At 36.5% G+C, this 23215-nt stretch carries 21 protein-coding genes; 19 read left to right on the forward strand and 2 right to left on the reverse strand.

All coding sequences use genetic code 11. The features are described 5' to 3' along the window. The first annotated feature begins 31 nt into the window (after positions 1 to 31). The 16 genes from wzy (at position 32) to purD (ending at position 19493) form a co-directional block, all read left to right on the forward strand. Positions 32 to 1447 carry an O-antigen polysaccharide polymerase Wzy gene (gene wzy, locus G504_RS0114395; protein ID WP_169336917.1) on the forward strand — a complete coding sequence of 472 codons (1416 nt, stop codon included), beginning with the start codon at positions 32 to 34 and terminating at the stop codon, positions 1445 to 1447. Positions 1448 to 1466: 19 nt separating this feature from the next. Next, positions 1467 to 2555, forward strand: coding sequence for a glycosyltransferase family 4 protein (locus tag G504_RS0114400; protein WP_169336918.1), 1089 nt, complete (start codon positions 1467 to 1469; stop codon positions 2553 to 2555). Next, positions 2545 to 3492 carry a glycosyltransferase gene (locus G504_RS0114405; protein WP_019670898.1) on the forward strand — a complete coding sequence of 316 codons (948 nt, stop codon included), beginning with the start codon at positions 2545 to 2547 and terminating at the stop codon, positions 3490 to 3492. Before G504_RS0114400 ends, G504_RS0114405 begins: the two co-directional genes overlap by 11 nt. Positions 3493 to 3626: 134 nt before the next feature. Continuing rightward, positions 3627 to 4316 (forward strand): HAD family hydrolase, encoded by a 690-nt coding sequence (locus tag G504_RS18800; protein WP_019670899.1) that lies wholly within the window; start codon positions 3627 to 3629, stop codon positions 4314 to 4316. Then, on the forward strand, positions 4306 to 5382 hold the full coding sequence (locus G504_RS0114415; protein ID WP_019670900.1) for a class II aldolase/adducin family protein: 1077 nt from the start codon (positions 4306 to 4308) through the stop codon (positions 5380 to 5382). Before G504_RS18800 ends, G504_RS0114415 begins: the two co-directional genes overlap by 11 nt. Before the next feature lie 52 nt (positions 5383 to 5434). Continuing rightward, entirely contained in the window at positions 5435 to 7009 is a 1575-nt protein-coding gene (locus G504_RS0114420) for a hypothetical protein (RefSeq protein WP_019670901.1), read from the forward strand. Positions 7010 to 7012: 3 nt separating this feature from the next. Next, a complete protein-coding gene (locus G504_RS18805) occupies positions 7013 to 8662 on the forward strand; it encodes an NTP transferase domain-containing protein (RefSeq protein WP_040444259.1) in 1650 nt (549 codons plus the stop codon). Positions 8663 to 8759: 97 nt separating this feature from the next. Continuing rightward, on the forward strand, positions 8760 to 9473 hold the full coding sequence (locus G504_RS0114430; RefSeq protein ID WP_019670903.1) for a class I SAM-dependent methyltransferase: 714 nt from the start codon (positions 8760 to 8762) through the stop codon (positions 9471 to 9473). A gap of 65 nt (positions 9474 to 9538) precedes the next feature. Beyond that, positions 9539 to 10240, forward strand: coding sequence for a glycosyltransferase family 2 protein (locus G504_RS0114435; protein WP_026348598.1), 702 nt, complete (start codon positions 9539 to 9541; stop codon positions 10238 to 10240). Position 10241: 1 nt separating this feature from the next. Then, positions 10242 to 10832, forward strand: a complete 591-nt coding sequence (locus G504_RS0114440) for a PI-PLC domain-containing protein (RefSeq protein ID WP_019670905.1) — start codon at positions 10242 to 10244, stop codon at positions 10830 to 10832. Next, the gene (locus tag G504_RS19310) at positions 10823 to 12922 is read left to right on the forward strand and encodes a glycosyltransferase 87 family protein (protein WP_019670906.1); all 2100 of its coding nucleotides are present in this window, start codon (positions 10823 to 10825) and stop codon (positions 12920 to 12922) included. The genes G504_RS0114440 and G504_RS19310 overlap by 10 nt, the downstream gene beginning before the upstream one ends. Beyond that, the gene (locus G504_RS0114450) at positions 12923 to 14995 is read left to right on the forward strand and encodes a glycosyltransferase family protein (protein ID WP_157473409.1); all 2073 of its coding nucleotides are present in this window, start codon (positions 12923 to 12925) and stop codon (positions 14993 to 14995) included. Positions 14996 to 15044: 49 nt separating this feature from the next. Then, positions 15045 to 15788 carry a glycosyltransferase family 2 protein gene (locus G504_RS0114455; RefSeq protein WP_019670908.1) on the forward strand — a complete coding sequence of 248 codons (744 nt, stop codon included), beginning with the start codon at positions 15045 to 15047 and terminating at the stop codon, positions 15786 to 15788. Between the two features lie 21 nt (positions 15789 to 15809). After that, positions 15810 to 17177 (forward strand): sugar transferase, encoded by a 1368-nt coding sequence (locus tag G504_RS0114460; RefSeq protein ID WP_019670909.1) that lies wholly within the window; start codon positions 15810 to 15812, stop codon positions 17175 to 17177. Between the two features lie 18 nt (positions 17178 to 17195). After that, complete coding sequence (locus G504_RS0114465; RefSeq protein WP_019670910.1) at positions 17196 to 18176, forward strand: UDP-glucuronic acid decarboxylase family protein; 981 nt, start codon at positions 17196 to 17198, stop codon at positions 18174 to 18176. A gap of 42 nt (positions 18177 to 18218) precedes the next feature. Continuing rightward, positions 18219 to 19493 (forward strand): phosphoribosylamine--glycine ligase, encoded by a 1275-nt coding sequence (gene purD, locus G504_RS0114470; protein WP_019670911.1) that lies wholly within the window; start codon positions 18219 to 18221, stop codon positions 19491 to 19493. A 62-nt stretch (positions 19494 to 19555) separates the two neighbouring features. On the opposite strand, the gene G504_RS0114475 is transcribed toward purD, so the two are convergent. Next, positions 19556 to 19777, reverse strand: a complete 222-nt coding sequence (locus G504_RS0114475) for a DUF6341 family protein (protein ID WP_019670912.1) — start codon at positions 19775 to 19777, stop codon at positions 19556 to 19558. Positions 19778 to 19882: 105 nt separating this feature from the next. On the opposite strand from G504_RS0114475, the gene G504_RS0114480 reads away from it, so the two are divergent. The 3 genes from G504_RS0114480 to G504_RS0114490 are packed head-to-tail and all read left to right on the forward strand — an operon-like array spanning position 19883 to position 22418. Further along, a complete protein-coding gene (locus G504_RS0114480; protein WP_240473051.1) occupies positions 19883 to 20749 on the forward strand; it encodes a hypothetical protein in 867 nt (288 codons plus the stop codon). Positions 20750 to 20779: 30 nt separating this feature from the next. Then, positions 20780 to 21382, forward strand: coding sequence for a DUF4254 domain-containing protein (locus G504_RS0114485; protein WP_019670914.1), 603 nt, complete (start codon positions 20780 to 20782; stop codon positions 21380 to 21382). Then, complete coding sequence (locus G504_RS0114490) at positions 21369 to 22418, forward strand: glycosyltransferase family 9 protein (protein WP_019670915.1); 1050 nt, start codon at positions 21369 to 21371, stop codon at positions 22416 to 22418. Before G504_RS0114485 ends, G504_RS0114490 begins: the two co-directional genes overlap by 14 nt. Positions 22419 to 22424: 6 nt before the next feature. Here the strand turns inward: G504_RS0114490 and G504_RS0114495 are convergent, their stop codons facing one another. After that, entirely contained in the window at positions 22425 to 23039 is a 615-nt protein-coding gene (locus G504_RS0114495; protein ID WP_019670916.1) for a TetR/AcrR family transcriptional regulator, read from the reverse strand. Positions 23040 to 23215: the final 176 nt, after the last annotated feature.

A 23215-nucleotide genomic window follows, 5' to 3' on the forward strand; every position in this document is an offset into this window, starting at 1 on the left:
ACAACCGATTTAATTCAATTAGCGTATAGTAGTGAGAATACCAGTAGCCATATTACTTTGCTTCCTTAGCATAATTTCTCTTATTTTAGAGTGGTTTACTCTTGGCTTGTCTTTATCTCTTTTGGCCTATGGTATCATTTTATACCACACATTTAAAACAGTTGGCCTTAACTCAGTGCTTTTTCTTTTCATGATATTGTTCGGCTTATATGGCTATAGCGTGCCTATTTCTGTTTTTTTTGATTCGGATATTGGGTGGCACAGAGTTGCTAAACTTAGAACATGGCAAAAAGTTGATGATACTTTATTCTCCTTTTTAATATCTAATCAGTTGGCACTTTTGGCCACAAGTTTGCTTTATCTGGTCTTTGTTCGAAAACGAATCATGAGAATTCCGAATAGTGCATCTCTAAAAGTAAGTGCAAATTACTATAGATTAGCAATTTTAGCGGGAATTTTGTCAAGTTTAAGTGAGGCTCTTAATTTTCTTCGAGCAGGAGGGTTTGCCACGCTATCGCAAGGAAAAGCATTTTATCAAGGTGCGATAAACGATTTGGTATTGAACATACCCTATGAAGGATTTTTTTATATTTCCATTGCTTTGTTCGGTCAGTTTTTCGCAACGGTTAAGAATAAAAAGGATAAATATTTCACCTATTTACCGCCATTTTTTCTTTCCATATTTTTTGTGCTCTTTATAAATCTGATAATTGGAGAAAGGGGAACACTTTTGGTTGCGATGGTGGTTTTCATCCTTGCCTACACCATAAAAAGAAGAATTACAAGGATTAATGTTTCATATGTTTTGCTGCTTTCCCTTCTTTATGTCTGTTTTAACGCCCTCACTTTACTTCGAGAAAAGAGTGTGGAGTATAAAGGAATCGGTAATTTTTTGGAAACGTATGAAGATCGACTGTATCGGTTGATGAATCCGGCAAATACTGAATTTGGTTCTCCAGCCTTAAATTATAGGATATTCATAGATAAAAGGCCCGATAACTATAACTATAAGCTAGGTCAGACCTATACCGAAATTAGTACGGCCTTCATACCACGGTACATATACCCTAATAAAACAATTGGTATTATATATGAATTTAGAAATCAATATTTTCCTGAACGAAAAGAGATGGGAAGTACTGCCGGCACAGGTTTTTCCTCTTTACTGGAGGCCTATATGAACTTTGGGTATTTCGGGCCATTTTTCATCTATTTGATTTTCTTGTTTTTTCTTATTTATATGGAAAGTCGAAAAGGCCGAAATCAGTTATTTATTGATTTGCTATATCTCTTATTGTTCAATGTTTTTCTTATTTTTTCAAGATCGGCTTCACAGTATATTTTATACACTCTTTTTCTATACTTGTGTCAAATCATTGTGGTCATATTGGTGTACAAAGTGATACCGAAACGGATGTTTAGTATTTCAAAAGTTATAGATGCCTAAAGGTAAAATATGTTTTTTCGTGCCGTTTTATCCTCTTATAAAGGGCGGAGCAGAGTATCAATCTAAGATTATAGCTACTGAACTTCAAAAAGAAGGGTATGAAATTGTTTATATTTCTTATGGTCATGAAACTGAAGATTGTATATACGATAACGATTTCAAAATACATCGCTTAAAGGTGAAAGCTAGTATATCAGGCAAAGTACTAATGTATAAAGGTTTCATGAGCAGGGTTTTTAATATTATTAAAGACGAAAAACCTGATTACATTTACCAGCGAATACTAAACTCCTTTACCTACAGGCTGTCTGGTTTTTCAAAAAAAAATAATATTCCACTAGTCCTCCATATTGCCGATAATTATTCCGTAGAATTTGAACAGGGCAGCAAGAGCGTATTGAAAAGAAAAGTATTCTCGACCATTCTAAAAAATAAACCAAACATCATTTGTCAAACACGCTATCAACAAAATAAGGTTTTAGAATTCGGTTATCAGCCCAAAGCTATAATTTCAAATATGCACCCAGTGCTTATTGATGAAGTACCCAAAAAGGATATAAAAAAAATAGTTTGGATAGGAAATGCTAGGCCGGTTAAACAGTTAGAAATTTTTATAGCCTTGGCAAACTCCTTTCAGGATTCAATTTATAATTTTCATATCATCGGAAAATTACCAGATAACGCTTATGGAGAGGGACTTTTGAAAGAAATAAATACCGCAATAAATATAACCTATCATGGCTCTCAAACTAATGACTTTATCAATTCGTTTTTGATGCAATCGGCCTTATTGGTCAATACATCAGTTTCCGAAGGGTTCTCTAATACGTTCATTCAAGCGTGGATGTGCGGAACTCCAGTACTGGCATTAAATTCAGATCCGGATGATATCATGGTTGATAATAGTATCGGCGTAGATTGCAAGGGCGACTATGATAAAATGAAAATAGCCCTGGTGGACTTATTAAAAGATTCGGCAGCACATGAGGCTATTTGTCATCAGTCAATACAAACAGCACGAAAGCTTTTTTCTACGGAGAAAAACATAGCTAAAATTGAAAGTGTATTGAATTCCATACTGACCAAAACCAAAGCCATTGAAAACTAAAAAGAAAATACTTTGGGTTCATAATTTTTCAAACGAAGTAGGTGCCGGAGGCGTTTGGATGTACAATCAGTACGAATATCTAAAAGATGAGGTGGATCTCTACTATTTAGATAATATGAGAAATCCATTAAGGTTCGTGCAGCATATGTTTCGACTTCAAAAACTCGCTAAATCGTATGATTTGGTCCATGCACAATACGGCTCTGCAAATGGTTTCTTGACCAGTCTTATGAACTGCAAACGTATTCTTTCTTTGAAAGGATCTGATTGGTACGTTTCCCCAAGTTCTTCGATATGGCATCGCATTCGTGTAATGCTTGGAGGCATCCTTACAAAATTCTCGTTGCGCAGGTTTCATCATATTATAGTTATGTCGGATGCGATGAAACTCGAAGTTTTGAAGAAATTTCCGGAGGCGAAAATAGCTACTATTGTGGACCCGATTGATTTCGACCGGTTCCGACCTTTGGAGAAATCCGAAGAAAATGAGGTGAAAAAAGTACTTTTTGCATCCGTCAATCTGAACAATCCCATTAAACGTTTCCCCCTGGCAAAAAAAAGTTTTGATTTCTTGCATCAAAAGATGCCGAATACAGAGCTTATTACGATGAGCAATATTCCACATGAAGAGGTTAATACATTCATGAATAATGTGGATGTCCTTATTTTAACATCGGTATACGAAGGTTGGCCCAATGTGGTAAAAGAAATGTTGGCGTGTAATAAACCTTTTGTAAGCACCAAAGTTAGCGATTTGGAAGGTGTTGCTGCAAAAACGAACAGTTGTTTTACTTGTAACGATACGCCTGAGGATCTGGGTCAAGGACTTTATCGGGCATTAAATGCCGAGCCTGAGGAATTAAGACATTTGGTAAAACATTTTAGTATGGCCGATAGCCTGAATACAATAAGGGCGATTTATGCTAAATATCTTTAGCATTGTGCACTATTTCAGGTGTTTTGGGCATTGGTTACCTTAGCATGTTGAAAGTACATTGATGGCTCTAATTTGAAATATATGAGTACTTTTACTTGTCGGCTGACTGGACAGAAATCTGATGAATCAAAATAATGAATTACAAAAACCTTATCCTAGACCTCGATAATACTTTATATGGCTACGATGTTCCTCACAAATCGGCTTTAACAACTGTTTTGGATTCTTTTTCGGCGAGGTTCGAGATTTCCAAAGAAGATACACTCCAAAGCTTTAACGTATCAAGACAGAAAACTCACCTGGAATTGCCCTCCAGAGCGGCCTCACACAATAGGTTGCTGTACTTTCAAAAAATGTTGGAATACCATGGCCTCAATAGCATGTACTATGCGTTGGAATTTTATGAAATCTATTGGGATACCTTTTTGGCCCAGATGTCGCTTTTTGAAAGCGTAGCGGACTATTTGGAAAATCATAAGGCAAAAGGAGGTAAAATATGCATCCTCACCGACCTAACGGCTCATATACAGTATAGAAAAATAGAAAAATTGAATCTGATGGATTTTGTCGATTTTTTAGTAACCAGCGAAGAGGTAGGGGTTGAAAAACCGCATCCGTATATTTTCACTCGAGCATTGCAAAAACTGAATTGTACAGCTTCTGAAGCACTTATGATTGGCGATAGCTGGCAGAAAGATATCGTTGGTGCGAATGCTATGGGCATACAAAGTATTTGGATCAACCATAAAAAAGAAGAGCGAACAGTAACTGAAAACATAAGGGAGATTTCCCGATTTGAAGAAATAGCGACCAATGGAAAATAAAGAAGCACTTGAAGCCCTGATAAAAATGTCAAAATATGCCGGGCAGCGGTTTGACCTTGTGCAGGCCGGTGGCGGTAATACCTCTGTAAAATTCGGAGATTACATGTATATCAAGGCATCTGGATATCTGCTCTCTGAACTCACAAAAGATACGGGTCATACGATCGTGAAAACTGAAGAGGTGGTTGCGATATTGAGGGATGATGCCGTTTTAGGAATATCGGATAAAAAAGAAAAGGACGCCACGGCATCGAAAAAGTTACAGATGACAAAGGTGAATGATGGCCCAAGACCATCAATTGAAACCTACTTACATGCCTTGTTATACAAATACACCCTGCATGTCCATTCCATTTCGGTAAATATGTTCACTTCCCACCAAAACTGGCTGCAAAAAATGGCCGAATTGGATAGTGAGGCACTCTACGTGTGTTATGAGACTCCAGGAATTGAATTAGCACTTGAATTGCAAAAACAAATGGAGGTATACAAAACAAATTTTGGTCGTCTCCCCCATGTGATTTTTCTGCAGAACCATGGGCTTATCATTAGCTCGGACAACTATGAGGATATCGAGGTGTTCAATGAAAAGGTTGTGGTTACTGCTGAGAAAAAAGCGGGAATCGATTTTTCTCGATATCGGGACACTACCAAAATAGCAAACAGCTACAATGAAACTTTTCAGCGTGAGGATATTGCCTACCTGTCAGAGGATGCAGTGATTACCGAGCTTTTGAATGCCTTGGATCCTGAGCTGTTGAAGAAGCCTTTTTCACCAGATGGATATGTGTTCTGTGGCTATACGATGTTGAATGTTGATGAATTACAAACAGCCATTTTTCGAAAGTATCAAGAGCTTTATTTTGATGCTCCAAAGATTGTACGCTATAATGAAAGCTTATATATCATGGCAGAAGACTTGAAAAAGGCTAAAATGATAGAGGATGTTTTTAAAAACAATCTTTTGATTGCAAATACACTAGGTTACGATTTGGAATTTTTAGAGGATAGTGAAATCAGCTATTTGGGCAATTGGGAGGCGGAGAAGTACCGACAAAAATTGTAGCAACCGCCTTCAATCTTTTGCCCCATCAGACCCTAAAGAACATGATTTTAGTATGGCATCGGCATTAGATTTTTCTCGGAATTATTCCTACTTGGCCATTGCGGGCTTTTTCGGATTTTTGGCCTTCATGTTGCAGCCAACAGCCTATACATGGGGTGAGCAGGATATGATGCCCTTTTTCGAAAGAATATTTGATAAAAACTACCTTCCCAATGATTTTTTCACGAATACTACAGTAGTAAAAAATCCGAGATGGGTCTATGGTTATATCATAGTGGCACTCTCTTGGATATCTGGCTTATCTTGGTATAAGACTTTATATATTCTTAAATTATTTTTAAGTATTTTAAACCCAATTTTGTACTATAAGGTCAGTTACGCTTTGGTTCGTAACTATGTTGACAAATCGAAATTAAGCGTGTTGGCACCTATAATTTTAGGTGCTGTGGTTCTAATGGTATTTTTAGAAGGCTATCGCGAATTTTTCACTATAGCCTCATGGTTGAATTATACCCAGGCAATTCAAGCCAACAGCCTTTCATTGGTGTTTTGTCTAAGTGCTATACTTTTGAAAGAAAACGGCGCTAGGTCAATTTTTTATTTACTTTTTTTCCTTGCCGGATGTTTAATACATCCTACTGTGGGCTTTTTTGGAGCACTTTTTTATATATTGTTTTTGATTCCTGAATACAAAAAAGAAGGAAAAAACATCCTTAAGATTGCGCTCTCATGTATACTAGGGATGGCTTTTATAAAAGTTATATTCTCTTCTGACTCTAGTCTCTCGACTTCTGAATTCATAAATTATTATGTGCTTGAACGGCATCCATGGCATTATCATGTTCCTTACTACAAGATTTACATAGAAAATTGGATGAGCTTTTTTGTAAAAATCAATTTTTTGTTTCTAATACCGTTATGTTATGGCATCATAAAAAAGAACAAAAAATTAATTTTATTGGCGGCCCTTTCTTTATTTTTCTATGCAGGTGCAATAACGATTCAATACGTTTTTATCGATCTTTATCCGGTCAAGATGATAGCATATCTCGGGGTTTCCCGTTTCACTTCTTTCGGTTATTGGATGCTTCTACCCCTCTGGGGAATTCTATTGGCCGACTTTATTGGAGAAAATAGGCATTTTATTTTTCCGAATCTTAACCTAAAGAATTTCAGACTTATCATAATAAATCTGATTTTTGTAGGAATTGTATTTCTTGATAATCCAAAGGAAGATAGGTATCGAAAAAAGAAAGATTTTTATGATTTTGTTTCTAGTACGCCCAAAGATGCTATTTTTATTACATATTCAACCAAATTGAATACTGATTTAAGAATTATAGGTCGCAGAGGAGTTTTGGTCGGACTCGAGTTTCCGTTCACCGAAATGGCCATTAAGGAGTTCAGCAATCGTTTCTCAAGTGTGTATGGGTCAAGGCAAAAAGAGCTAAATGGCACCTATTTTTATCGCAACTTGGGAGCTAAGGATTTTCTTGAGATTGCAAAGAATTATCAGCTTGATTACATAGTAACTGAAAAGTCAGTGGGCAGTCCCTTCGGGGCAAATATTCCTGTTTGGAACAATAATGAATACCAGATATACAAAGTCAAAAATCTTAGATTGTAATTTATGAAGATCGTTATACCAATGTCCGGTATGGGCAACCGTTTTATAAAAGCAGGTTATGAAACACCGAAGCCCTTAATTGAGATGGATGGTATCCCCATTATTGAACATGTTGTAAAGATGTTTCCTTCTGAGGAAGACTTTGTTTTCATATGCAATAGCAAACATCTCAAAGAAACCAATATGAGGGCAATGCTACAGAGAATTGCTCCGAAGGGTAAAATCGTTGAGATTCCACCTCATAAGAAGGGTCCGGTCTATGCGGTAGACTTTATAGAAAATCTTATTGAAGACGAGGAAGAGGTTATCGTAAACTATTGCGATTTCTCGTGTTATTGGAATTATACCGACTTTTTAGAACATACACGCTCTCGAGATGCAGATGGGGCGGTACCTTCCTATAAAGGCTTTCATCCGCACATGTTAGGCACTACCAATTATGCTTTCATGAGAGATGAAAAACAGTGGATGTTAGAGATAAAGGAGAAAGAACCCTTTACCGACAATAGAATGCAAGAATACGCTTCTATGGGCACTTATTACTTCAAAAAAGGAGCATATGTAAAAAAGTATTTTAAAAGGTTGATGGATGAGGACATTAACCTGAACGGGGAGTATTATGTCAGTCTGATCTATAATCTTTTGGTAAACGACGGACTCAAAGTTTCCATCTATGATGTGCAGCATATGTTACAATGGGGCACACCTCAAGATGTTGAAGCGTATAATGGTTTTTCAGATTACTTTAGAGCCGTTTGTGATGAGGCAGCCAGTTCTGAAGCTCATGACCCCAATGGTATTAATTTGATTCCACTGGCGGGTCTCGGAAGTCGTTTTTCCAAAGAGGGTTATGTGGATCCTAAACCTTTGATTTCGGTCTCCGGAAAACCTATGATTGTTCAAGCAGCGAATTATTTACCAAAAGCACCCAGAAATATTTTCGTTTGTCTGGAAGAACACCTTGAGAAGTATCCTCTCGAAAGTGCTATAAAAGCGGTTTATCCTGAGAGTAAAATAGTAACTTTGAACAAAACTACTGAAGGACAGGCCTGCACCTGTGAAGTAGGCCTGGAGAATGAAAACCCAGATAGTCCGTTGTTGATAGCTGCCTGTGATAATGGCATGCTATATAACAAAAAAAAGTACGAAGCTTTACTAAACGACACCAATGTGGATGCGATTGCATGGTCTTTTAGAAACCATCCCAGTAGTGTACGAAATCCTGAAATGTACGGTTGGATTAAAACAGATAAAAATGATATGGTGACCGGGGTAAGTGTGAAAAAAGCGATCAGCGATACGCCCAGAAAAGACCACGCAATAGTCGGCACATTTTACTTTAGGAAGACCAGTTATTTTTTAGAGGCATTGTCGCGCATGTATGAAAAAAATGAAAGGGTAAACGGAGAGTTTTATGTTGATAGCTGTCTAAACGAGCTTGTTGAAATGAAGCTAAATGTGAAGGTATTTGAGATTGACCATTACATTGGTTGGGGGACACCTAACGACTATAAAACATTTCAATATTGGCAGAGTTTTTTCCATAAGGCAGAATGGCACCCGTATCGCTTGGAAAATGATTTCACCGTAAATCACGGTGCTATAGAAGAAATTGAAAAAGAGTATACTACTTTTCAACAAGAATGGAAATAGGATACCGGATTTGATATGAATAAAACGTGAAGACGTTTAGCAGGCTAATGAGAAAAAGCGGCATTAACAGAAACCTAACCTAAAATCAAAAAGACGCATGAAATCAAAATTTGGACTACTTGGGAAATTGGAATTTTTACAAAACCTGAGTTCTAGTTTCATTAGTTCCATAAATCCGGCAGTGATCCATAACATTGAAAAATATATGGCTTTAAAGAAAGCGGTATATTTAAATTCATTGGAACATCAAACTGGAGACTACCTCGAGTTTGGGGTATATACGGGATCATCTTTTTGCCACGCGATCAAATGCTTTAAAAAGACAGAAAAATTCAATCCCTTTCAAAAAGAGACCAAATTTATTGGCTTCGATTCATTCGAAGGCTTCGGGGAATTGGAAGAGGATGATAAACATCCGTTCTATGTAGATCAGAATTTTACCACCAGTTATAAAAAGGTAAAAAGAAGAGCCGAGAAGACTTTAAAAGGCTGGGGGGCAGGATGCCAACTTGTACAAGGATACTTCGAAGAGACCTTAAAGGTTGGTGCAAAGGAGTATGGTATTAATGACATAAGAATGGCATTTATTGACTCAGATACCTATTCGTCTTCGAAATGTGCTTTCGAATTTATTAAGAACAATGTCAAAAGTGGAACCCATATCATTTTAGATGATTTTTATAGTTACAATGGTGATCCAAAAAAAGGGGTTACTTTGGCATTTAATGAGTTTTTAAACGAATCGAAGTTTAAATACAGAAAAATTCTGGATTACGGAATGGGGGGAATTGTCGTTGTTCTTTATAAGTAGACAATAAAATTTTAGATATCAAGGAGAAGGTGTTTTTCATGGAGATAAAAGAAAATTTTAAACAGATGAAATTGTCCGTTGTAGTTCCTTGTTATAATGAAGCACAGAACATTCCTTTAATTCTTAAGGGTTTTGACAAGGTGATTCTACGAAACGATATTGAAGTTGTTCTGGTCAACAATGGCTCAACCGATAATTCACATGACGTACTTGAGGAATTATTGCCAAAGTACCCTTTTGCTCGAGTGGTGAACGTACAGGTGAACAAAGGGTATGGCTATGGTATCTTATCAGGATTGAAGGAGGCGACAGGGACCTTTATCGGATGGACCCATGCCGATATGCAGACCGATCCCAATGATGTGATAAAAGCACTTGAGATTATTGAAAATCAATCACATCAAGAAAGTGTTTATGTAAAAGGCGATCGAAAAGGGCGGCCCTTTTTTGATCAGTTCTTTACGTCGGGCATGAGTCTTTTTGAAACCATTTATATGGGTGAGAACTTGCAGGATATCAATGCGCAACCCAATATTTTTCATCGCGATTTCTTTGCCAGTTGGAAGAACCCTCCTCATGATTTTGCCTTAGACCTTTACGCCCTTTATATGGCAAAGAAACAAAAAATTAAGGTAATAAGGTTCGATGTTTTATTCCCTGAGCGTATTCATGGTACGTCGAGTTGGAATACTGGTTTTGCCGCAAAAAAGAAATTCATAAAAAGAACGCTGGATTTCAGTAAAAAACTGAAGAAGAGCTTAAAATAATATGGAATATATTGCACATCGTATCAATACAGTATCAGCACTGAAAGAGCTGCCCATAAGATATGGTGTAGAAATCGACCTAAGGGATGCACTTGACGGTACCGTATACATTGCACATGATCCATTTACAGCTGGTGAAAATTTCGAAACATATCTGAAGCATTATAAACATGGGACGATGATTTTGAATGTCAAAAGCGAGCGAATAGAATTCAAGGTTTTAGAATTGCTACAAAATTATGGTATTTCCAAGTATTTCTTCTTAGATTCCTCTTTCCCTATGATTTATACATTGGCCAATAAGGGAGAGAGAAATATCGCTTTGCGCTTTTCGGAGTTTGAGGGTATTGACACATTGGTCAAGATGCAAGGTAAAGTAGATTGGATCTGGGTCGATTGTTTTACCCGCTTGCCTATTGATACGGATTTATTTTTACAGTTCAAGAAAATGGGCTTTAAACTTTGTTTGGTGTCCCCGGAACTACAAGGCCGAAATGCGGATATCGAAAAGTACAAAGCATATTTAGCGGCACAAGAAGTCGTATTTGACGCCATATGCACTAAACACTATAATGTTTCGAGATGGCAGTAAGTGATAGTTTACATTTTTCGCTGAAAGATAAAAAAGGGGTCTTCAAGCTAGAAATACTCAGAAATCGGTTATTCTGGATTGGACTAGTCCTGAAAGTAATGCTGTCTTTTCTTTTCGCGGGAAAATTTCTGAAAGAGGCCTTTATTCCTTTTGTCACCTATTTTTTCGAATCGGGCTTCGATAATCCGTATGAGTTTTTTTATAATTCGGGTGCAGTGGATGCCTTTCCCTATCCACCCTTTATGTTGTATTTTTTAGGGTTTTTGGGGGGCTTTGCAGCCAATTTGTCCCCGTTTCTGATAAGGATACCCATGCTCTTGGCCGATATTGGCATTCTGCTCGTTTTAAGCAGACTTTTAAAGGGTAAGGAGACTAAATTACTGAAGTACTACTGGTTGTCTCCCGTGTTGATTTATATCACCTATATCCACGGGCAGCTCGATGTTGTTCCGATTGCTTTTCTTTTGGCGTCTTCCTATTTGCTTTTCAAAAAGAAAAATGTTTTTTCTGCAGTAGTTTTAGGATTGGGCATAGCGGCAAAAACAAATCTTGTATTGGTTATTCCTTTCTACGTGCTGTATCTATGGAAAAATAATAACGAGAAGAAATTAGCAAAATTGGTCATACCGGCACTTATTACAGCGCTTGTCTTTTTCGTTTTAAACCTTCCGTATCTCGACAGTGATTCATTTCTTAAAATGGTGTACGCCAACAGGGAACAACCGAAAGTTTGGAATGCCAGTTTTTCCATGATAGGCACCTTGCAGTATTATATCATTCCTGGAGTATATCTCATTTTGTTGGCCACAGCAACGCGATTTAAACGCATCAGTAAAGACCTATTTCTGATATTCATAGGTTTTTCGTTTTCCGTACTCTTGATTTTTATTCCCCCGCAGCCAGGTTGGTATTTTTGGATTCTTCCTTTTTTCGTCTATTTCGCCATTCGTGAAAATAAGTTCTCGTTTTTACCCATATTGATTTTACAGTTGGCATTCTTCGCCTACTTCGCCCTAACGGCCGATTCTGACTATTTCACGGTATTCTTATTTAGCGAAAGTAACTTTACGCTTTATGGCTTTTTCGAAGAAAATCAATGGATTTCCATAGCAGTATTACCGAGTTTGGCCTTGACCTTTTTGCAAACCTGTTTGCTACTCAATGTGTATTGGATTTACAAATGGGGGATTAAAAAAAATCTGGAGAAAAAAATAAAGAACAAACCCTTTTTAATCGGTATTGGTGGTGACTCTGGGGTTGGAAAATCTACTTTGACTGAATTGCTCACGAATCTTTTTGGCACGGATAATATGACGATTATTAGGGGCGATGACATGCACAAGTGGGAGCGCGGTCATGACAAATGGGATGAAATCACTCATCTCTCACCAAAGGCGAATCATTTATACGAAGACATCAGTCACCTGAAAACCTTGAAAGATGGCAAAAAGGTATTGCGAAGATTTTATGACCACGATACCGGAAAATTTACGGCACCATCCGTTGTGTATCCCAATAAAGTAATTGTTTTTGAAGGATTGCATCCTTTTTATATTTCGGCGAAAAGGAATCTTTTTGATCTTAAAGTATTCATAGAACCTGAAGAAAGCCTTCGCTTGCATTGGAAAATTAGTCGTGACATCCAGAAAAGGGATTATACAAAAGAAAAAGTCCTCTATCAACTTAGACTTAGAGAAGAAGACAGTAACAAGTACATTCGTTCCCAAGCGCCATTTTCAGATATTAAAGTGGCCTACTACGCTATTGATGATATTGCTGATATAGGCAATGGTGAAGACGTCGAATTGGCACTCCGAGTAGAACTAGAAACCAATATTGATATTAATGACCTCTTAGATAAGTTGAGAGATTATCCTACCTTGCAAATTGCTCATGATTATGGTGTGAGCAATCAAGTATTAAATGTAAGAGGAACGATTTTAAGTAGTGAAATCAAAGAATCGACGTACGGCTTTATTGGTGATTATGACGAGTTTATAGAAGACGTGGTTTTCCAAAATGACCTTAACGGATTTTTACAGTTATTTTTTGTGTACTGTATCGTATATAAAGCCAAAAACAAATCATAGATGAAGAACAGCACGCCCTATTTATTTTTTGCCAAGTATAAATTGTTCATTATGGCCGTGGTGGTATTGTTTTTTACCGTGGTAGCGCTTCAAGTAAATTACAACAAAAACGGAATGCACAAGTCTAGCGTCGATGAGTATTTTACAATATCTACGATACATCCGAAAATAACGCCTGAAAAAATGACATATCGAGCTCTTAATGGGCCTAGAATGTTCACCTATTTATTTTACCCAGGGGCTTTGGTAGGCATGATAAATCACATGGGAGGTAATATTTATGAAGATGGATGGAAATACCCTGGCCATAATTACTTCGTAAGGAATTATCAAACAACAAGCACTTCCATCAAAAACAACATGAAAGACCCCAATTTGAGGTATTTTCATTATTATCTGAAATTTCAGGCGATTATTTTGGTGTTTTTGTCCTTCATTCCAGTACTTTATTTGTTATGGAAACGAAATCTTTTTGTAGCCATGTTTATGATGTCCACTTTGGTAGGCATAAATTTTTTATTCCTTAAAGAGCGGAACTTTTTTTACATCGAACCATTGTTGGTTTCAATGATGAGCATACTGACGTGGCTGTATTTAGTCATTTCAGAAAAAAAACGGATAAGTTGGTTTTGGGTCCTTTTTTCGGCCTTCCTTTTTGCAATTACCATTTCACTTAAATTTTCTTGCTTGTTCATTCTTGTGTTAATTGGCATATTGATATGCTCAAAATTCAAAACACTTGAAAAGCGAATAAAGGCTGTAGCCCTATTGATTGTAGGTTTCGTGTTTTTCTTTTGTTTGATCAATTGGGATTTATTTTACAGTAAAGAAGTATTTAACAAGGTGGTGCACGATTATTTCTCTAATTTTTGGCAATATGCAACAGGCAGCAGAGGCCCAATGGTAGAGGATTATAAACTTCATAATTTAAAACAAATCATTGGTGAAATATTCAGTTCACTCGGAGGTCTGGTCTTTTTGTTCCCCGTAATTATTTTTTACGGATTACGATGGTCTTCGAAAGGTGCGAGGGTTAGCTGGGGCATATATACGTTTGTCATCCTATTGTCCGTAGGTTTTATTGTAAAACAACAGGTTTATATTGACCGAAACATCCTTCCTTTTTTACCTGCCTTGGTATTGATTACTGGGGTGAATCTAGATTTCATAGTCAAAAGACTTTTGACAAAGGATGTTTTTAAGCAAAAGGCGAAACCGTTATACCTGTATGTATTGCTTGGGTTGCTCATTTTTGTGCCCATTTGGGGCAGTTCAAAGAACTATTTAAAAAGAATAGCACCAAGTGCCAAAAAGAATATTACGGCTGTGCTGAGCAGTATTGAAAACCCTGATGAGCGAAGGTTGATTACCATTGATTATAATAAAGATCTAAGTACTAAAAATTTTAAAAGCACCAAAGAAATGCCTTCGGCACCTATAACCAACAAGGAAAACTTTAAAGAATTCATCAAAAAGAATCTACTCGAATTTGAGTCAACGGATGTCGTGGTGGTTACCGAAATCAATAATAACAAGCAGCTTACGAATTACTTATTGCCCAACATATTTAATACGAATAAACAGTTCGCAAATCATTTCATATTCTACAATACTGAAAAAGAAAATAAGACGTATCGTGCGTATGATGATTTTCAAAGAAATTACAAGAAAAAAGAGGTGAAAATGCTACTGAACGACTCGATTGCCATTCGAGAAGATTTGGTTTTAAGAGAGGTGAAAATAGCGAAGACCAAAACAGGGCAACGTTTATTCCTGAAGTTTGATTTTTTGACCGTTACAACAAGAGATTGGAATGGTTGTAGGATTTATTTTCATGGCAAAGCCTATGAAGAAGATGTAGAAAGACTTCCCGAGGATAGAATCCGTCATGGGTATGAAGGCTGGGATTTTTCGGTAAACCAGACCAATACGTTAAAGTATGGAAACACCATGTATGTATTCCAAGATTTCGATCCGACCCTTGAGAAATATAAAGAATTTTCTTTAGGCATTTTTCGAGGTTGTACAACAAGTAAAGAATTCAAAGTAGCAAACATTGTTCTTCCAGAGTAATGGGAAACCATTTTCAAAATATGCATGGTTATAAGTTAAGTCAAGTATAATGAGCCTAGTTTCGATTATAACACCAGTATACAATTCTGAAAAATATATTGAGGGGACTATTGAATCTGTGCAAGCCCAAACCCACACAAACTGGGAACATATTCTGGTCGACGATTGTTCGTCGGATGGGAGTGCGACATTGATAAAAACATTTCAAGAGAAGGATCCTAGAATCAAATACCATCGCTTAAAAAAAAATAGTGGTGCCGGTATGGCCAGAAATAAGGGAATTGAATTTGCAAAAGGAAAATATATAGCATTTTTGGATAGTGATGATGTCTGGTATCCTGAAAAATTGGAAAAGCAATTGCACTTCATGGAACAAAACAATTATCATTTTACCTTTACGGATTACGACCAGATTAATGAAGCAGGGCAACGATTGTCCAAAGTGTTAAAGTGTAAGCCAATAGTAACTTATAAAAATGCCCTATACAAAAACCCAATAGGTTGTTTAACGGTTATTTACGACGTCGATTTTTTTGGAAAGCAGTATATGTCTTCTATAAGAAAGCGCCAGGATTACGCCCTCTGGTTGAAACTTTTAAAAAAAACTAATGGGTATGGTTTAAACGAATGTTTGGCTAGTTATCGAGTCGGTAATGAATCTATTTCGGCCAATAAATTAGATTTACTAAAATATGAATGGAAAATTTATAGAGATGAAGAAAACCTGCCTTTCTTGAAATCCACATTTTATCTTATATCAGCTATAGTTTTAAAAATGAAAAGTTACTTTTGAAGTAGACAAACTAAATGGTAAATGCCAAGGCTATCAATTTTAAACACTTTAGAACGAAAATTCATACTGCTTGTAGGGGACTTTATTATTGTCTTATCATCACTCAATGTTTTTGTAAATCATGCGATAGATAAGGAATTTATATCTTTAAGACTAAAAATAGGCGTATTTACAATAGGAGTAATCGCTTATATGTCATTATCCTATATTCTGGATTTTTATAACTTAGAAAAGGTTAACAAGAGGAAATATATTTTATCTCAATCTCTTTATATCACTGCGCTTTTTGTTTTTGTTGTTTTTATAGTAACGGTACTAGTCTATGACGTTAGTTTCTGGAGAATTCCCTTGCTATGTTTTTTATTGTTGACGCCCATTTCCATTGGGCTTTGGCGCTTTTTTTTTAGTAATGTTTTCAGAATAATCCCAGTCACAAAAAATGTTTTATATATCTATGATGAAAAAGCGGATGAAAATTTTAGAGAAGATGTAAGTACAATTAATGGCAATGAAATGGAGACATTTTATAAAGTTAAACTTACGTATTCAATTGATAAGAATACTCTTTTAAATAAAAACTTCTTTTTATCGGCCGCGGAAAAAATAGATACATTGATTATTAATACGAAAAGTTACGATAGTTTGCCTGAAGATCTTGAGCAAATGATTTTGAGCTCAATAATAAAAGGGAAAGAGGTTATATCCTTCACATCGTTTTATGAGAACACTTATGAAGCTATGCCCATCAGATCACATAACGACAGCTTTTTTGAAATTCTTCAAATTAGGAATAAAAAAATTAGATACTTGCAGCAAATTTTCAGCTTTGGCATTAATTTTTCACTTTCACTTTTTATCGGACTAATTTTTTTACTATGTGTTCCAATTGTCTTTGTTGGCAACCTCTTTTTTAACAGAGGGCCTTTATTTTATAAACAGTACAGAGTTGGCCAACATGGAGAAGAGTTTAAGGTATATAAATTTAGATCAATGATAGTGGATGCTGAAAAAGAAGGCGCTTTAATGGCAACAAAAAATGATAAAAGAATTACGCCATTTGGAAGAATATTAAGACTTTTTCGAATTGACGAACTTCCTCAAATAATATCTGTTATTAAGGGGCATATGCAGTTTATTGGCCCAAGGCCTGAAAGAAAAATATTTGTGGACCAGTTAAATAATATTCTGCCTTTTTACAATGTAAGACATTTAATTAAACCCGGAATTACCGGGTGGGCCCAGGTAAAATATAAATATGGAGAAAATTTGGAAGATTCTGTAAAAAAACTAGAGTATGATTTATATTATATTAAAAACAGGTCTATAACCCTAGATATGAGGATTATTTTTAAAACAGTTACAACTGTTCTTTTCTCCAGAGGAATTTAAAACAACATAATAATTATAATGAAAAAAGTACTCATTACAGGAGCTGCAGGATTTTTAGGATCACATTTATGTGATCGATTTATTAAAGAAGGATTCCATGTAATAGGCATGGATAATCTTATTACCGGGGACCTAAAAAATATTGAACATTTGTTTCCTCTGGAACAATTTGAGTTTTACCATCATGATGTCACGACCTTTGTTCATCTTCCAGGAAAGCTGGATTATATTTTACACTTTGCTTCACCCGCCAGCCCAATAGACTACCTCAAAATCCCCATAGAAACATTAAAGGTAGGGTCATTAGGAACACTTAATCTTCTGGGATTGGCCAAAGAAAAGAATGCCACTATTCTTGTTGCCTCTACCTCTGAAGTATATGGCGATCCATTGGTACATCCACAAAATGAGGATTATTATGGCAATGTTAGTCCTGTTGGCCCCAGAGGTGTTTACGATGAAGCAAAACGATTTATGGAATCCATCACTATGGCTTACCATCGCTTTCACGGTGTTGATACCCGGATTGTCAGGATATTTAACACCTATGGTTCAAGAATGCGATTAAACGACGGTCGCGTGGTCCCTGCCTTTATGGGACAGGCACTACGGGGTGAGGATCTTACCGTTTTTGGAGATGGCAAACAAACCCGTTCTTTTTGCTATATAGATGATCAGGTTGAGGGAATCTATAGGTTACTTATGAGTGACTATACAGATCCAATCAATATCGGGAATCCGCATGAAACCACTATAAACGAATTTGCTGAAGAAATCATTAAACTTACAGGGACAGCTCAAAAAATCATTCATAAACCGCTACCTAAGGATGATCCTACGCAACGACAACCCGATATTACCCGGGCCAGGGAAATTTTAAACTGGGAACCTAAAGTGGATAGATCAGAAGGCCTAAAAAAAGTGTATGAATATTTCAAATCGTTGACTCCAGAAGAATTGCTAGATAAAGAGCATAGGGATTTTTCCGGGATTACATAGATTATTATTGCTCAAAACGTATTTTTGCGCAAACTTTAAATTATGAATATCCTTATTCTTGGGTCAGGAGGCCGCGAACATGCAATTGCATGGAAACTCAATCAAAGCCCTAAATTATCTAAACTTTTTATTGCGCCAGGAAACGCTGGTACAGCTAAAATTGGCAAGAATATACCAATAGGTGTAAATGATTTTGAAAGTGTAAAGAAATCAGTGCTTTCGGAAAGTATTGATATGCTTATTGTAGGTCCTGAAGATCCATTAGTAAATGGAATTCACGACTTTTTCCTTAATGATCCTGAACTCAAAAATATTGCTGTTATTGGACCCCAAAAGGCCGCTGCAACATTGGAAGGCAGTAAAGAATTTGCCAAGGAATTCTTATTCAGACACAATATCCCAACCGCTGCTTATCAAAGTTTCACTTCGGATAACTTAATAGACGGATATGCGTTTCTAGAAACATTGAAGCCGCCTTATGTTTTAAAGGCAGATGGGTTGGCGGCTGGCAAAGGGGTTCTTATTTTGAATGATTTACAAGAGGCCAAAGATGAACTGAAAACCATGCTGATCGATGCCAAATTCGGCAGCGCAAGTGCCACTGTGGTTATCGAGGAGTTCTTGGCAGGGATTGAGTTAAGTGTTTTTGTATTGACCGATGGTCAAGGATATAAAGTGTTGCCTACAGCCAAAGATTATAAAAGAATTGGAGAGGGAGATACAGGATTGAATACAGGGGGCATGGGAGCCATTTCACCGGTCCCTTTCGTTAGCGAAGAATTCTTAGAAAAAGTCCATAAGCGTATTATCAAACCAACCATTGAAGGCTTAAATAAGGATCAACTGCCTTATAAAGGGTTTATTTTTATTGGTTTAATAAAAGTAGGAGACGATCCTTTTGTAATTGAGTATAATGTGCGTCTCGGGGATCCTGAGACCGAAGTTGTAATTCCAAGGATAAAAAATGATCTGATTGATTTATTTACTGCAGTGGCCGCTGGTAAACTGAATTCCATTGAACTGGAAATTGATGAAAGGACCGCAACTACTGTTATGTTGGTTTCCGGTGGTTACCCACAGGCTTATAACAAAGGGATAGAAATTAAAGGTATAGACCAGGTAGATGAGGAGTCCATTGTTTTCCATGCAGGAACCCAACTGAAGGAGCAAAAAATCCTGACTAATGGCGGCCGGGTTTTGGCTGTTACTTCCTTTGGGAAAAATTTTAGGGAGGGACTTAACAAATCTTATCAAAATATTGATAAAATTCACTTTGATAATATGTACTACAGGAAAGATCTGGGTTTTGATCTATAGTTACTAATTCTTAAGGTTGACGATTCCTATTAAGCTCTATTAAGAAAGCTAAATATCAAATTTTATAAGTACGAATGGGAAGTAATGCTCTTATCTTCTTCTCCGCTATCGTCAAACTTTTTCAGTTGTATCAGCCAGTATATCATCGCAGTAGCTCCTAGTAATACAAAGATCCAGTTTACAGCATTGGAAGTCCACCAGTTAGACATAAATCGAAAAAAATCATAAGGCCAGAAAAGTCCGTTAACGAATAAATCCTCTATGCCTTCAAAAAATGCTCTCATCTTGGTTATATTTACATTGCAAAAATATAAAAACCCGGGATGATTTCAGGCATTTTTGGAAAAACAAAACCAATAAACTTTATTATTCTTCAAGGTTTTTTATTCGTGTTCTACTGGTTTGTCAATTTTGTGCTTTACAAAAACCATTATGGCCCGGAAAAGCTGGTTACTAAATTTGTAGTCCTGGGGGTTTTATTATTTAGTGTTTTTGCGGTTGATTTTATTGTGAAGCGAAATCAAATTACAGCCACCAATTCATTTGCCATTCTCTATTTTACACTGTTAATTGTTATTTTTCCTGAGGTTTTGCTGGATGATAATTCCGTGTTTTGTACTTTTTTCCTTTTGTTGGCATTGAGGAGACTTATTAGCCTAAAATCTTTGAAGAATCTTAAACTTAAAATACTCGATGCCACAATATGGACCCTGATTGCAAGCCTTTTTTATGATTGGGCCATAGTATATCTTATTTTGGTTGGGATCGCTATTTATTTCTATGAGCCCAAGAATATAAAAAATTGGCTGGTTCCTTTGACCGGTATTTTTGCGGTGGGAATAATTGTATATAGTTTTCTGATAATTACAGACAATCTCGATTTTTTAAGCAACCATTATCAATTGTCCCTGAAGTTTGATGTAATGGAGTACTGGAAGGATAGCACCAAACTCGCAGTTTATGCAATATTTACATTTATTGGCGCGACAATGACATTTATTAAAATGAGCAAATTAGGTATGGGTAAAATAATTACCATGCGTCTTATTGCCATTTCGCTTGTCCTGGGTTTTACCATTACCTTTTTAAAAACCTCCAATGATATTTACCCTGTCCTGGTTACTTTTTGCCCGGGAGCAATTTTTCTGGCGAAATATGTAGAATTAATTAAAAAAACGACTCTCAGGGAAATCGTTTTAATAGTATCCGTAATAGCCCCATTGCTGCTTTTAATAACACAAATGATTGTGAAATAAAGGGTATATTTACATTAAAATTAAACCACTATGTTTAGTAATTTAGCCTTTGGGATATTTAAGGAAAGTATTGTTAACTATCATATAAAGGATGACGTTAACCAGCCATTCAATAATCCATATCCAAAAGACGAAATTAATCATCTTTTGTACAGAAAGAATTGGATAGATACGGTTCAATGGCATTATGAGGATATTATAAGAGATCCTGATATAGATCCGGTGAAGGCCCTGGAGTTAAAGCGAAAAATTGACGCCAGCAATCAGGATAGAACAGATTTGGTAGAATATATTGATAGTTATTTCCTAAATAAATACCGAAAGGTACAAATACTGCCAAATGCCAGACTAAATACTGAAAGCCCGGCCTGGGCAATTGATCGCCTTTCCATTCTGGCCTTAAAAATCTACCATATGCAGGAAGAAGCGGAGCGTCTGGATGCCTCGCCGGAACACATTAAAAAATGCAGTGATAAACTAAAGGTCCTTCTAGAGCAAAAAGAGGATTTATCCTCTGCAATAGATCAGCTTCTGTCTGATATTGAGCAAGGAGCCATCTTTATGAAGACCTATAAGCAGATGAAGATGTACAACGACGAGGAGTTAAATCCGGTTTTGCGTGGGCAAAAATAATATCAAACATCTTTTAGTTATTCGTTTGTCGGCCATGGGCGATGTGGCCATGACGGTTCCTGTTTTAAAGGCACTTACAGAACAACATCCCCATCTGCAAATTACAGTTCTTACCAGGGCTTTTTATAGGCCTATGTTTACTGATTTGAGAAATGTTCGCGTTTATCAGGCAGATGTTAATGGCAAACACAAAGGGATTTTAGGTTTGTGGAGGTTATTTACGGAACTGAAAACTCTGGGAATCGACGCCGTGGGGGATCTCCACAATGTGCTGCGAAGTTCTGTTTTAAAAAGGTTCTTTACATTAAATAATATCCCTTTTATTCAGATTGATAAAGGGAGAAAAGAAAAAAGGGCGTTGACTGCTACCAAAAAAAAGGTCTTCAAACCATTAAAAACAACTTTTCAGCGCTACGAGGACGTTTTTTCCCAACTTGGATTCCCAATACAACTGGAAACTACAGAAGTTCTAGCTAAAAGAGAATTGCCGCAAAAAGTACAGCAAGTAATCGCGCCTGATAACCTGAAGTGGATAGGAATTGCCCCGTTTGCTGCCTATGAGGGGAAAATGTATCCCTATGGGCTTATGGAAGAAATTATCAAAGCATTAAATAATACCAATAAGTATAAAATAATTCTTTTTGGCGGCGGAGACAATCAAAAGAAACAGGCAGAACAATGGTCTGCTCTTTATGAAAACTGTATAAATACTATTGGCAGAATGTCTTTTGAAGAAGAATTGGCGCTAATATCAAATCTGGATCTTATGCTTTCAATGGATAGTGGTAATGGACACCTGGCTGCCATGTTTAACATACCTACTATTACTTTATGGGGTATTACACATCCTTATGCCGGTTTTTCACCATTCAATCAGGCTTCTGATAACAATTTGCTTTCAGACCGGAATAAATTTCCATTTATTCCAACTTCTATTTATGGAAATAAAGCTCCAAAAGGATATGAAAACGTAATGTCTACCATTTTGCCCGAAACTGTTATATCCAGGATTACTTCACTTCTTCAGATGAAGTAAAATAGTTTATGCAATTTCTTTTAAGGTTAAAGAACTGAAATAATGCCTTAATTGCTGCATGTACTTATAACGCAGATTTCTACAGTTACCCTGCACCATTAAGGTTCTTACACCCATGTACGACGAAATTAAATATGTGGCAACGCCTTCACTGTCAACATGTCTGTCCACATAGCCATCCGACTTCCCTTTTTGTAGGATTGAGACTAAATTCACTTCCCAAACCTTGTAAATATCCATTAAGTAATTAGAGATGACAGTATTTCGGCGGTTAAACTCTGAAATAAAGTTACTAAGGATAAAGCCATAGTCCATTTCATTATGTTCTGCTGTTTCCAAAGCATTTTCAAAACATTTTTCAATTACCACGAAGGGGTTTTCCTTTCCTTCTATTGGCTCAATAAGCATACTGTATACTTTACGAACAATTAAGTTTTGAACAATACTGACGAAAAAATCCTCTTTTGACTGAAAATGATAGTAAAAAGCTCCTTTGGAAAGAGAAAGAGATTTCAATATATCATCTATACTGGTATTGTAGTAGCCATTCTTATAAAACAACTCCAATCCGGTAACTTGCATCCGATGCATGGTGGCCATGCGTTTTAAATTCTTATCCATTAGATTTGGGTTTTAGTGTTAAACAGACCATCGGGTCTATAAACAAGAACCCTCGAAAGCACAGGAAGGTGAATATTTAAGGATGTAAGCCTTTAAAAAATCGTTATAATGATGAATTCCCGATAAACGGCATATCCAACCCGATTTTTTACCGACCACTTAGTCGGAAAAAAACA

It is taken from the genome of Eudoraea adriatica DSM 19308 (genome assembly GCF_000382125.1).
GTDB lineage: Bacteria > Bacteroidota > Bacteroidia > Flavobacteriales > Flavobacteriaceae > Eudoraea > Eudoraea adriatica.